Below are 12,522 nucleotides of genomic sequence, written 5' to 3' on the forward strand. Positions count from 1 at the left end.
TGTGGCCGCAAAGCGGACGCTACAATCGCGTCCGTTATGACAATACAAAGTCAGCATTGAAGGTGAACAGGTGGTTGAATCGATTTCCCAAGAGCACTTTTTAGCGCTAAAGCGGACCGCGATACTGCCGAACGGGCTACGACTCTCGTACGTCGAGATGGGCGACCAGAACGGCGCGCCCATCCTCCTGCTGCACGGGTTTACTGACAGCGCCCGAAGCTGGAGCCTCATCGCGCCTTATCTCGCAACGGGCTTTCGCGTCATAGCGCCAGACCTGCGCGGTCACGGGAATTCCGACAAGCCTGAGGGTTGCTACACTATTCCCGAGATGGCGAATGATGTCCGGTTCCTGATAGAGCTTCTGGGCGTTGCGCCGATGCACGTAGTCGGCCATTCGCTTGGGGGACGGCTTGCGCAGGCAATCGCTGAGCGCTGGCCCGGCATCGTCGGCAAACTCGTTCTTATGTCCACGTCCACCGCGTTGCGCGAGCGTCACGGGTGGTTGTGGGAGAACATCCAGATGCTCCGGGATCCGATTGATCCAGAGAGCACATTCATCCGGGAATGGTGTTCCAGCGCAGTTCCGGTTGAAGAGCGTTTCCTGGCCCATTCCCGCCGCGAAAGCGCCGCGATGCCGTCACGAATCTGGCATTCCATCTGTTACGAACAGCTTGCCTATGATCCGTCGCCGCTGCTGCAGGATATTTCCGCGCCGACGCTCATCCTGCGGGGCGAGGAGGATGTGATCGCGACTGAGGAACACCAGGCGAAGATGAAGGATGGCATCGTCGGCGCGGAGTTCATTTCCCTTCCTGGCCACGGCCATAACCTTCATTGGGAAGATCCTGAAAAGGTGGCCGGCCTGATTTGGACATTTCTGGAGCGTTCGTGACCGCTCTGGGCGCGATCCCGTCAGCGCTGAGCCGACTGGTGGCACGAGGCGTCGCACTCGATTTAGAGCAGAGCTTTGGGAGCATCCCACTCATTCCGGCAATCCGGCCATGCGATAGCCTTCGACGAAGCGCTGGACTGTCTCCGGATCGCGCGAGGGTTGTGCCGCGACCCAGTGGGTGATGGTGAATTTCGGGGTCATCGCCATGAAAAGAGCTGCCTCACGCATCGCCTCGTCTGTGCGTCCAAGTTGGGCAAGGCTAGCCGCCAGTATGCGGCGCGAGGGGCTGCGGTAGATCGCCTCCATGCGCAAAATCTTGACGGCTTCTTCATATTGGCAGGCCGCGTAATGCGCGAGTCCAAGCTGCCAATAATACCACCCGGCCGGGTGCGGATTCAGTCGAAGCGCCCTTTGGGTCAGTTCGATCGCTTCCGATGCACGACCTGCGAACGCCGCAAGCTCCGAACAGATGGCTAAGGCATCCGCATTGTTTGGTTCCAGCGTGAAGGCGGCGGCGAACTCTTCATCGGACTCGGGCCAGCGTCTTTCATGGGCCAACAAAAATCCAAAAAACCAATGGCTGGCAGCGTCGTTCTCGTCCAATGCTACTGCCTTGCGGGCCAGTTCAAGGGCTCGTGATCGGTTCTCTTCCGTGGGTTCGATGCTCTGCGCCCACAATTGCCAGTAAACAAAAGCCAGCCAGCGAAATGCCTCCGCATATTCGGGATCCATCGAGACTGCCTGGTTCAAGAGTATCTCGGCCTCGCGAAGCGCTTCTGGCGAACTGTTGAACGTTGAGATCAGACTTCGCCCGCGGACACAAAGGTCATAACCTTCGAGGCTCTTCGGACGGTTGCGTGACGGTGAATCCGACAAGCGTCCGACAAGGGCCTCGACGATTTTATCTGTGACTTCGTCCTGTACGCCGAATATGTCTTCGAGGTTTCGGTCGAAGCGTTCGGCCCAGAGGTGATCTCCGCCCACGGCGTCGATGAGCTGAACGTTGATGCGCACGCGTCCGGCGGCGCGGCGCGCACTGCCCTCCAGGATGTAGCGGACGCCCAAATCGCGTGCGATCAAGCGAACGTCGGCCGATTTTCCCTTGTAGGCAAAGGTCGAATGGTGCGCGATGACAAACAGGCCGGCATTTCTTGAAAGGTCGGTAATCAGGTCTTCGGTCAACCCGTCTGTGAAAACGTTCTGCTCGGCTTCCCCGCTCAAGTTGGTGAACGGCAACACGGCGATGGATGGCTTGGCAGGCAGCGGCAGCGCGGATTGTCCCTCGTGGCCGACCTTGGCGACGGGCTCATTGAGTAGGCGATAGACATGAACCGGTTCGGCGATGTTTTTCAGAGATTTCGGTCCAAGATCGTCAAAGTCAAACGCAAGCTTGCGTTTGACCTGATCACGGATGCCCGCCGACACATAGATCTCTCCCGGCTCGGCCAAGCTTTGTAGCCGTGCGGCTATGTTGACGCCGTCGCCATAAAGGTCACCGCCGTCTACGACGACATCGCCGAGATTGATGCCGATCCTCAAGACGATACGGCGCGCCTCTGGCAGGGCGGCGTTCGCATCCGCCATCTTCCGCTGCAACTCGATCGCTCCGGTCATGGCGTTGACCGCGCTTGCGAACTCCAAGAGGACCCCGTCTCCCATCACTTTAACGATCCGGCCGCCATGCGCCCGCACGATAGGCTGGAGAATTGTCGCCCGGCGCTCCTTCAGCACCGCCAGCGTCGCAACCTCGTCGCCCTCCATCAAACGCGAGTAGCCAACGACGTCAGCGACGACGATTGCTGCAAGACGGCGCTGGACGCGTTCTTCGGCCATTGGGCAATTGTACCCGAGGAGGTGGAATTGCGCCTATGGTATTTGCGCCCTGGATGGAAGTCCATTGAGCCGCCTCACATCTGGATCAACACCCCACGACCAAGCGGAACGGCCGATGGGAGCCTCACGTGCCGAAAGCCCACAGGACCCTGGGGCGAGGCAACTAAGTTTCTGCAATCAGTAGCAGCACTTTTCGGAGGCGGAAATCTGGTGGTATTCGCTACCTGATTCCGCAAAGTTAGAACCGCTTTTTATCAAACGCTTATGCCGATCTTAGTGTTTTATTAGCGTTAACAAAGGGTTAATCAAAAAAACATGCGTATCGACCCGGAACATATCCCGGCGCTACCCGTTATCTGACCAAGTTCGGTCGGTAAAGGCCGTTCGGTACGAAGTCCTTCGCGCGCCTAGGTCAACGGGAGAGGGTGTCATGGCCACGAATGTTTTTCGTAGTTGGCTACGGGATGACATAATGAACTCCAGGGTATTGATCGTTGAAGACGAGTTTCTAATCGCCCTCGACCTCGAAGCGACCGTTCAAGCCATGGGAGTGGAAGTGACGGGTCTCGCTGCAAACAAGGAACAGGCGTTGCGTCTTGCCTCGACAGCGGACGTCGCCTTTGTTGATGTCAACCTGTCGGATGGCGCGACCGGCCCGGAAATCGGTCGGCGGCTTGCCGAAGAGTACGGCATTGCCGTCGTCTTCATGACAGGCAACCCGGAGATGATTGCCGGAGGCGTCAAGGGGACGCTCGGCGTCGTCAAAAAGCCGGTCAAGCCGGCCGTCGTCGAACAGTCGCTGAAGTATGCCGTTGCACGCCGCAACGGCGCGCTTGCCGCCGTGCCGTCGCAGATGTTGGCTTTCGTCTGAGGCTCAGCCGCTGAGGGCTGCAAGTTTTTGCCGCGCGGCCGGTTTGTCCGTACCATAGGCACGAAGGAAAGTCCGCACCGCATTGCGTGCGGCACTTTCGAGTTGCTCGTCCGTCGGCGTCTGCCCGAACAGCATCATGACCTGCAGATCCGCGTTCCCGAGCGCAAGAAATTGCCGTGCCGCCACATCGAAATCGTCTATCTTCAGCGCACCGCTGGCGCTCAGCCGCGCAAACAGGGCGCCGAGCGCCGAAACGATCCGGCCCGGACCCTGCTGGCGCCACGTCTCGAAAAGGTGCGGATAGCGCTCACCCTCGTTCTGGACGAGCCGGCGCAGAAATTTTCCATCCTGATTGCAGATACAGTTCTTGTTGACGCGGACGGCAAAGGCGACAAGATCTTCTTCCAGATTATCAGCATTTGCCGGAAATGTTGCCAGCATCGAGAAAAGCATCGAATTGGCGCGCTTCAAGACATCGTCGACGACGGCGACGAAAAGGGTCTCTTTGTCGCAATAATGATTGTAGATGGTCTGTCGCGAGACGTTGGCCTCGACCGCGATCTCATCGATACTCGCCCCTGCGAATCCCTGGCGGCAGAACACATCGGCTGCTGCCTCCAGAATGGAAGCGCGTTTCTTGAACTGGCCGCGCTGCGTAGGGCCGTCCGCGCTCTTTTCGGGTGTCGCGAAGTTTTTCATCCCGCTAAAGATAATGCGTCTTGACCTTTTAGACAACACTGTCTAATTTTACAGCCGTGTCCAAATTAGTTGACGCACTGGTGCGCATTCGTTGACGCTTCTCCCAAGCGCGTCGCGGCTGCAACCGACCATCATTTGAATCCCCTCGAGAGCAATGCGGCGGAGAGACATATTTTGCCTCCTTCGCTGCGCTTTTATGAAAGATCTCCAAATGACCGCTTCATTCTTTCGCATTGCGCTCATCCTTGGCCTTTTATCGGCCATAGGCCCCTTTGCCATCGACATGTATCTTCCGGCGCTGCCTTCGATCGGCGCCGATTTGGGCTCCGACAATAGCGTAACCCAGTTGAGCCTTCTCTCCTTCTTCATTTCCTTTGCACTTGCCCAACTGCTTTACGGTCCGCTGTCCGACATGTGGGGCCGGAAACTGCCGCTTTACCTGGGTATCGGCATCTTCACCGCAGCCAGCATTGGCTGCGCGTTGGCGCAGAACATCGAAACCCTGATTACTTTCCGCTTCATCCAGGGCATCGGCGGGGCGGCCGGCATGGTCATCCCGCGGGCCGTCGTTCGTGACATGCATACCGGTGTTCAGGCAGCCCGCCTGATGTCGCTCCTCATGCTCGTCTTTTCGATCTCGCCGATCCTCGCTCCGCTGGCCGGAAGTGCGGTCATAGAGTTCTACGGCTGGCGCGGCGTCTTCTGGGCAGTGATGATCGCAGCCTTCATCGGGCTCATCCTGCTTGCAACGCAGCTCGACGAAACCCGTCCGGCAAAGGAACGCAAAGAAAGCAGCCTCGGCAGCGCGATGTCGGCATACGGCTTCCTGCTCCGCGACAAAAACTTCCTGACGCTCAGCTTCATCGGTGGTCTCGGGATTTCAAGCTTCCTCGTCTATCTCGCCAACTCGCCCTTCGTGCTCATCCAGCACTACGGCCTGACGCCGACGCAGTACAGCTTCGCCTTCTCGATCAACGCCGTCTCCTTCTTCGCGGTATCGCAGGCGACCGGCTGGCTCGGCGAGCGTTTCGGACTCGTTCGCGTCATGCGCACAGCCGTCACCGCCTATTCGCTCGTCATGGTCGCCTTGGCAGTCGTCATGGCTGCGGGCATCAACCAGCTTCCTGTCCTGGCCGTCTTTCTTTTCATCGGATACGGCTTTCTCGGCCTTGTCATTCCAACGAGCGCGGTTCTTGCTCTGGAGGATCACGGTGAGATCGCAGGCACCGCTTCGTCATTGATGGGGACGTTGCACTTCGTCATTGCGGCGGTCGCAATGGTGGTATCGAGCCTGTTTGCCGACGGCACGGCCGTTCCAATGGCGGCAGGCATTGCGGCCTGCGCGCTGCTTGCCTTCATCCTGACGCAGGCAACACTTGGCCGCCGCGCCGCCGCCGCTCCTGCCGAGTAACAATCCCGGCCGCGGCCTTGTCGGGCGCGGTCGTTCTCGTCACTTGAGGGAAAAGGCGTCGCTTTCACCTGGGACCAGCTCCAGCGGCCAGATCGTGTTGCGGGCGCCCTTCGGATAGTGTTTCGCATAGGCGGGCATGGTCGCAAGCAGGGTCTCGGCCAACTCGACGCCGAGATCGCGCAGAGACATGCGAAAGCAGGTGAGGGCCGGCTGCAGGAATTTCGCGCGCGGCTCCTCACGGAAGCCGATCACTGCCAGATCGCGCCCCGGAACGACGCCTGCCTCGACCAGCTTTCTGTAAAGACCGATCGCCATCAACTCGTAGATCAGGATGATCGCTGTCGGCTTGTGGTCCAAGAGCAGCAATTCGTGGCCAGCCTGGTAGCCGCCCTGCTCACTCGACTTGACGCGGATGACCAGCTTCGGATCGAACGGGATGCCGTGCCGTTGGAGTGACTGCCGGTAGGCATCGATGAAGATGTAGCCGAGATTGATATCGCTCGAGGGTGCTGCGATTGCGATCCTGCGATGTCCCTTGGCCACCAGCCGGTCAACCGCCGATGCGGCCACGCCCTCGAAGTCAAGGTCGATCCAGGTGTAGTTGCCACCGGACGAGCTGCGTCCGAGCGCGACGAAGGGAATCTTCGCCTTCACCAGAAGGTCGATGCGTTTATCGATCCGCTGCGTCGCCGAAATAATCATCGCATCGACGACGCGCCGCGCCACCATGCGCTTCAGATATTCATAGGGATCCTCGTCGCTGGGACAGGGCAGCATCACGAGGTCAAGTTTGTGCCGCGCAAACACGCTCTGCAGACCGCCAGTCAGGCCGAGGAAGAAGTTGTCGCTGTTGTCGACTGTTTCCTTGCTGGATTCGATCATCAAGCCGATGACATTGGTCGTGCCTTGCCGGAGGCTGCGGCCAGACTGGTTTGCTACATAGCCGAGCTCTTCGGCGGCAGCGAGCACGCGCTTTCGCGTTTCCTCGTTGACATCCGGCTTGCCGTTCAGCGCGCGGGAAACGGTCCCGATCGAAATGTCCAGATGCTCGGCAAGCTGTCGGATCCCCTTCATCGGCAGCGATCTTCCTCCCAAATCGAAACGCGTGATCTCTCTTATTGCCACAGGAAAGCATTTCCGGAAAGCGGTTCGCGGCGGTCTTCAGGATCAGCAGATGCCAGGCCCGGCGAACAAGCCGCCGGGCCTGGATGTCATCTTACGTCAGGGCAGGGTGCCCCAAGGGGAGAATCTGATCTCGCCGAGCGCGTCGTCAACCTCCGGAAGACCGATGTCGCGGCGCGTACGATTTGACAGATGGGAGATCTGGTTCACCGTTTGATGATGCCTCCAGGCGGCCAGAGCTAACGCGCGCGCAGTTCTCCAGACACCAAATTTCTGGCACAGGTCATCGACCGTTGCCGAGAGGCTTTCAACAACTATTGATTGTGCTTCACGCATGATTTTCTGCCCCGGCGCCGTCAAGCTGCCAGGTCCTTTCGAATCAAAAGACGCGCGGAGGCGGACACAGAAACGCCAATAGCCGTTCTGCCAGCCGGTCACGTCAGGTTAGGTGAGAAAACGCCAAAATGGCGGAAATCCGGGACTTAGAAGGTCACGGAGTAATGTCGGCCCAAGTTAGATGCGCAATGCATCGAAGCCACGAGAGCCGTTCCGCCAATGGGGCGCACAAACATGATAATGGAATTCATTTACGCCTCCTCTGATCGAATTGCGGAATAATTTTATTATTACACGACATCGGATGATCGGCAACACTAAATCCTGAATTGCAGAGATCGCCGTCGTAATTGTTGCATAACGGCAACATTGCTGTGGTGTCGATGATCGCGTTCAGTAGTCCGGCGTCTTCGAGGATCGGCCTGAAGAGCCCGAGCAATGCGATCGGCGCAGAAGTGCGAAACACGGACTGCCTTCCCATCGCATGGCGATCTTTCGTGGATCAAGGCTTGAAGCTGTCACGGATGATAAGTTCCGGAATGACCCTCTCGTAGGCAGGCGGCAGGTCCGGGTTGGCAAGCCGACGTTCCACGAGTTCGACGGCGCGCTGCGCCATCACGGCCGGATCCTGGCGGAACGTCGTGAGCCGGTAGCTTAGCCAGGCCGCCTCCGGCACATCGTCGAAGCCGATCACCGCGACGTCTTCCGGTATCCGCAAGCCGAGCGTCTTTCGCACATAGTCCATCAATCCGAAGGCGATCAGGTCGTTGGCGCAATAGACGGCTTCCGGCTGTTCAGCCTGTGCGAAGAGCTGGCGTGCCGCACCAATGCCGCTGTCGTAGTCGGAATCCCTGCCGCGGCCAACCGAAACCGAAGCGCCCAGCTCCTCGGCTACCACCCGGAAGGCCGTCTCGCGCTCGGCAATGCTGGATGTCGCCGAATGCGACGCGGCAACAGCCAGCCGCCGGTAGCCATTGTCGAAGAAGGCTACCGCTGCCTTGCCGGACGCTTCGGTGTTTCCTGCACTGACATGATCGGCATCCGGCTCGGTGCGGCCGATGACCACCAACGGCTGGCCGTTGCGGTGGGCGATATCCACGAAGCTTTCGGGCGGCGAACCGGAGAGGATGATCGTTGCCTCGGCGCGGTGGCCGATCAGCATCTTCTGCGCTGCAAGCAATTCATCCTCGGTCTGCCCGGTATTGATCAGGATCGGGATGCTGCCCCGCTTTATCAGCGTTTTTGCAAGTGCTGCCGCCAGATGGGCGCGAAAACCGACTTCCGGGCGTGTCGCGACGATTCCGACAAGGCGGCTTTGATTGGCAAGAACGCCGCGCGCCAGATCATTGACGTGGTAGCCGAGTTCCTCGGCAGCCTTCTGCACTCGCTCGCGGGTCGCGGGTGCGACGCTCGCGCCGGGGGTGAACGTCCGTGAAACCGCGGAGCGGGAAACGCCCGCAAGCTGTGCCACCTGCTCGGCGCTGACAAAGCGCATTCGCTCCTTGCGCTTGGTCTTTCCCTCGTTGATCGGGCCGTCGTTCATTGGCGTTCCTTTAGCACGTCTGTCTTTAGAAATCGCTCCACGATCAGCATAAAACCAAGGATGGTGACAGAGCCGGAGGAGGGGTGATGAAGCCGGCAAGAACTCGCACCAGCGTCGTCTTTCCGCAGCCTGAAGAGCCGAGCAGGGCAGTGAATTCGCCGCGGGCGATGCTGGGATTGATTTCGTCCAGAACTTGCGTTGCGCCATAGCGGCAGGCAACGGAATTAAGCTCCAGAACCGCGTCGTGTGTCATGCTCAATCCCTCCAATTGCACGGCTGTGCGAGCCGAGTCTGGTAGAATGTTTGCTTTACGGTCAGATGACATGGTGGATATTTCTCTGCTGCGCTGCGGCACGAACTTGCCTAAAGGTCCGCATTTAAAGCCATTTTTCGCAGCATTTTGCTCAAATCTGCCCTCTATTGACAGAAAGAAACCTTTCCGCTTAGTATCGTAAACGTTTACGGGACACGCTTTCGGCGAATTGCCGGGACGCGCGCCGCGGGAGGAAATCGTGAAATTGAATGCAGTTCTCTGCGGATGCGGAGCCATGTCCAAGGGCTGGCTGCGCGCCATAAAGGAAACCCCGGCTCTGGCCGAAGCGATCGAGGTCACGGGCCTCGTCGATGTCAATCCGGCTGCGGCCGAAGCGCTCGCCGCTGAATTCGGCTTGAGCGGGGCTGCCATCGGCACAAATCTTTCCGCCGTCATTGCAAAGGCGAAGGCGGATATCGTCTTCGACGTCGTCATCCCGGCTGCCCGGTTCAACGTCGTCTCCACGGCACTCAAGGCCGGCTGCCATGTGCTCAGCGAAAAGCCGATGGCAACCTCGTTGACGGAGGGGGCTGCGTTGATCGATCTTGCGGCCGAAACCGGCAAGATCCACGCGATCATCCAGAACCGCCGCTTCATATCCGGTGTCCGCCGCATGCGCCGTTTTGTCGAAATGGGTGCGATCGGCGATCTGACGGGCATCCACTGCGACTTCTTCCTCGCCCCGCATTTCGGCGGCTTTCGCGAGGACATGGACAACGTCCTGCTTCTCGACATGGCGATCCACACTTTCGATGCGGCACGCTATGTCGCTGGCAAAAAGCCGCTCGCTGTCTACTGCATCGAGCGCAATCCCAAGGGATCGTGGTACCGTCACGGCGCATCTGCCAACGCCACCTTTGAATTCTCCGACGATGTCGTTTTCACCTATCGCGGCTCCTGGTGTGCCGAAGGCGAGCGCACGAGCTGGGAAAGCCAGTGGCGTCTCGTCGGCTCCAAGGGAATGCTGACCTGGGATGGAGACTCCACGTTCGGCGCCGCGGTTGCGGGGGAGGAGACGGGTCTGCTGCGCGGCCTTGCGCCCGTCAACGTTCCCGGGCCGGAGCGCGACGAGGAAACGCACGGCCATGCCAGCGTGATTGCCGGCTTCGTGGACGCCATCCGAACCGGCAAACCGCCGGAGACCGTCAGCAGCGACAATATCAGAAGCCTTGCCATGGTCTTCGGCGCGATCGAAAGCGCCAGGTCCGGCAAGCGCATCGAGATTTCAGCATAAGGAATGAGATTGTGAGCAATTCTGCAAAGTCCATCCGTATCGGCACAATGGTCAGCGCGTCCAAGGGCGGTGCCGACAAGCGCATCGGCCAGATCGCCGATATGGGTTTTGAGAGCTTCGAGCCCTTTTTCTGGCAAACGACCAACGGGCAGGATCTTGCCGAACTCGGCAAGCGTTCCCTCGATGCGATCGGTGGCCGCGACATCACCATCTCGACGCTCGGCATGTTCGGCAATCCTCTGGAAGAAACCGATATCGACTTGCAGACGCTGCAAGGCTGGAAGGACTGCATCGACAATGCCCATCATTTCGGCGCCACCTGCGTTGCCGGCTTTACCGGCCGTGTTCGGGGCAAGCCGCTGACCGACAGCCTGCCGCGCTACAAGCAGATATGGAGCGAGCTTGCCAAGCGCGCCGCCGACAAGGGCATCAAGATCGCCTTCGAAAACTGCGCGATGGACGGCAATTGGACGACCGGCGACTGGAACATCGCCCACAATCCGGATGCCTGGGAGCTGATCTTCAACGAGACGCCGGACGACAACATCGGCCTTGAGTGGGAACCTTGCCATCAGATGGTGTACCTGATCGAGCCGCTGCCACAGATCCGCAAGTGGGCAAAGAAAATCTTCCATGTCCACGGCAAGGATGCGACGATCCGGTGGGATGTCATCAAGGAGCATGGCATCTTCGGCAAGGAAAAGTTCGTCTTCATGCGCACGCCGGGCTTCGGCGACAGCAACTGGACGGACATCATTTCCGAACTGCGTCTGGCCGGCTGGTCGGGCTCGATCGATATCGAAGGCTGGCATGATCCGGTCTACCGCGATGCGCTGGAGATGACCGGCCAGGTCCATGCACTGAATCATCTGAAGCATGCCCGGGGCGGCGATTTCGTCGTCGATCCGGTTTGACGATACCGCGTCCGGCAAGGAGGATTTTGCCGGACTGTCGGGGATAACCACAAAGGAGGAGAACCATGGCTATCCGTAAATTTGCAGTTCTGGGCGCTCTGGCACTTGCCGGCGTCTCGCTCTTTGGCCTTTCCGCCAAGGCGGAAGACGTTACCATCAGCGTCTGGTCGCTCGACCGCGACATTCAGCCGGCGCCGAATCTCGTCAAAGATTTCAACAAGCTCAACAACGGTATTAAAGTCGAATATCGCCAGATTCAGTTCGATGACGTCGTAAGTGAGGCAATGCGCGCTTATTCCACGGGACAGGCGCCTGATATCATCGCCGTCGACAATCCTGAGCACGCACTCTTCTCATCGCGCGGCGCATTCCTCGATCTCACAGACATGATCTCGAAGTCGACGGTCGTAAAGCCGGAGAACTATTTTCCCGGACCGCTGAAATCCGTGATGTGGGACGGTAAGTACTACGGCGTGCCGAAGGCGACCAACACGATCGCGCTTTACTACAACAAGGACATGTTCAAGGCGAAGGGCCTCGACCCGAACAAGCCGCCGAAGACATGGGACGAACTCGTTGAGGACGCGCGCAAGCTGACTGACCCGGCCAAGAACGTCTATGGCCTGGCCTTCTCCGCCAAGGCGAACGAGGAAGGTACCTTCCAGTTTCTTCCTTGGGCCCAGATGGGTGGTGGCGGCTACGAGAACATCAATGCAGACGGCGCGGTCAAGGCGCTTGAGACCTGGAAGACCATCATGGACGAGAAGCTTGCCTCGCCCGATAGTCTGACACGTGGTCAGTGGGATTCGACCGGCACGTTCAACTCCGGCAATGCCGCAATGGCGATCTCCGGTCCGTGGGAACTCGACCGCATGATGAAGGAAGCCAAGTTTGACTGGGGTGTGACCCTGCTTCCGGTTCCGAAGGAAGGCGCTGAGCGCTCGTCGGCCATGGGCGACTTCAACTGGGCGATTTTTGCCAGCAGCAAGCACCCGGACGAAGCCTTCAAAGTGCTCGAATTCTTCGCCTCGCAGGACGACAAGATGTTCAAGAACTACGGTCAGCTTCCGGCCCGTTCCGACATCACCATCCCGGCGACCGGCGAAGCACTGAAGGATGACGCCCTCAAGGTCTTCATCGAGCAGTTGAAATACGCCAAGCCCCGCGGCCCGCATCCGCAATGGCCAAAGATCTCCAAGGCAATCCAAGATGCAATCCAGGCTGCATTGACCGGCCAGATGAGCCCGAAGGATGCGCTTGATCAGGCCGCAGACAAGATCAAGGCAGTCCTCGGCTAGTCTCCCGACCTAACCGGATGGCCTTCGGGCCATCCCATCATTTCCTCCCGGCAGGG

Annotated in this window: 13 protein-coding genes; 6 read left to right on the forward strand and 7 right to left on the reverse strand. The window is 59.1% G+C overall.

Annotated features, from left to right (window positions below):
* Positions 1-70: 70 nt before the first annotated feature.
* Positions 71-892, forward strand: a complete 822-nt coding sequence (locus BN1800_RS15580) for an alpha/beta fold hydrolase (protein ID WP_086999113.1) — start codon at positions 71-73, stop codon at positions 890-892.
* A gap of 90 nt (positions 893-982) precedes the next feature.
* Here the strand turns inward: BN1800_RS15580 and BN1800_RS15585 are convergent, their stop codons facing one another.
* The gene (locus tag BN1800_RS15585) at positions 983-2,725 is read right to left on the reverse strand and encodes an adenylate/guanylate cyclase domain-containing protein (protein WP_086999116.1); all 1,743 of its coding nucleotides are present in this window, start codon (positions 2,723-2,725) and stop codon (positions 983-985) included.
* Positions 2,726-3,155: 430 nt separating this feature from the next.
* On the opposite strand from BN1800_RS15585, the gene BN1800_RS15590 reads away from it, so the two are divergent.
* The gene (locus BN1800_RS15590; protein ID WP_086999119.1) at positions 3,156-3,596 is read left to right on the forward strand and encodes a response regulator; all 441 of its coding nucleotides are present in this window, start codon (positions 3,156-3,158) and stop codon (positions 3,594-3,596) included.
* A gap of 3 nt (positions 3,597-3,599) precedes the next feature.
* Here BN1800_RS15590 and BN1800_RS15595 read toward each other — a convergent pair whose 3' ends face one another.
* Positions 3,600-4,331, reverse strand: coding sequence for a TetR/AcrR family transcriptional regulator (locus BN1800_RS15595; RefSeq protein WP_086999314.1), 732 nt, complete (start codon positions 4,329-4,331; stop codon positions 3,600-3,602).
* A gap of 175 nt (positions 4,332-4,506) precedes the next feature.
* Here BN1800_RS15595 and BN1800_RS15600 point away from each other — a divergent pair, with 175 nt between their 5' ends.
* Positions 4,507-5,706: a multidrug effflux MFS transporter gene (locus BN1800_RS15600; RefSeq protein ID WP_086999317.1), complete on the forward strand. Its 1,200-nt coding sequence runs from the start codon at positions 4,507-4,509 to the stop codon at positions 5,704-5,706.
* A gap of 39 nt (positions 5,707-5,745) precedes the next feature.
* Here BN1800_RS15600 and BN1800_RS15605 read toward each other — a convergent pair whose 3' ends face one another.
* The 5 genes from BN1800_RS15605 to BN1800_RS43430 all read right to left on the reverse strand — a co-directional run bounded on the left by BN1800_RS15605 (position 5,746) and on the right by BN1800_RS43430 (position 9,281).
* Positions 5,746-6,780 carry a substrate-binding domain-containing protein gene (locus BN1800_RS15605; RefSeq protein ID WP_086999122.1) on the reverse strand — a complete coding sequence of 345 codons (1,035 nt, stop codon included), beginning with the start codon at positions 6,778-6,780 and terminating at the stop codon, positions 5,746-5,748.
* Positions 6,781-6,927: 147 nt separating this feature from the next.
* Positions 6,928-7,164, reverse strand: coding sequence for a DUF1127 domain-containing protein (locus BN1800_RS15610; RefSeq protein ID WP_086999124.1), 237 nt, complete (start codon positions 7,162-7,164; stop codon positions 6,928-6,930).
* 247 nt (positions 7,165-7,411) lie between these two features.
* A complete protein-coding gene (locus BN1800_RS40360) occupies positions 7,412-7,630 on the reverse strand; it encodes a hypothetical protein (RefSeq protein ID WP_143533980.1) in 219 nt (72 codons plus the stop codon).
* 36 nt (positions 7,631-7,666) lie between these two features.
* Positions 7,667-8,707 (reverse strand): LacI family DNA-binding transcriptional regulator, encoded by a 1,041-nt coding sequence (locus tag BN1800_RS15615; protein ID WP_086999127.1) that lies wholly within the window; start codon positions 8,705-8,707, stop codon positions 7,667-7,669.
* 43 nt (positions 8,708-8,750) lie between these two features.
* Positions 8,751-9,281 carry an ATP-binding cassette domain-containing protein gene (locus tag BN1800_RS43430; protein ID WP_280173953.1) on the reverse strand — a complete coding sequence of 177 codons (531 nt, stop codon included), beginning with the start codon at positions 9,279-9,281 and terminating at the stop codon, positions 8,751-8,753.
* On the opposite strand from BN1800_RS43430, the gene BN1800_RS15625 reads away from it, so the two are divergent.
* The 3 genes from BN1800_RS15625 (at position 9,220) to BN1800_RS15635 (ending at position 12,466) form a co-directional block, all read left to right on the forward strand.
* Complete coding sequence (locus BN1800_RS15625; RefSeq protein ID WP_086999132.1) at positions 9,220-10,254, forward strand: Gfo/Idh/MocA family protein; 1,035 nt, start codon at positions 9,220-9,222, stop codon at positions 10,252-10,254. The genes BN1800_RS43430 and BN1800_RS15625 overlap by 62 nt on opposite strands.
* Before the next feature lie 11 nt (positions 10,255-10,265).
* A complete protein-coding gene (locus tag BN1800_RS15630) occupies positions 10,266-11,168 on the forward strand; it encodes a sugar phosphate isomerase/epimerase family protein (RefSeq protein WP_027509668.1) in 903 nt (300 codons plus the stop codon).
* A 65-nt stretch (positions 11,169-11,233) separates the two neighbouring features.
* Entirely contained in the window at positions 11,234-12,466 is a 1,233-nt protein-coding gene (locus BN1800_RS15635; RefSeq protein ID WP_027509669.1) for an ABC transporter substrate-binding protein, read from the forward strand.
* The last annotated feature ends 56 nt before the right edge of the window (positions 12,467-12,522 follow it).

Origin of the sequence: Rhizobium sullae, assembly GCF_900169785.1 — a bacterium.
GTDB lineage: Bacteria > Pseudomonadota > Alphaproteobacteria > Rhizobiales > Rhizobiaceae > Rhizobium > Rhizobium sullae.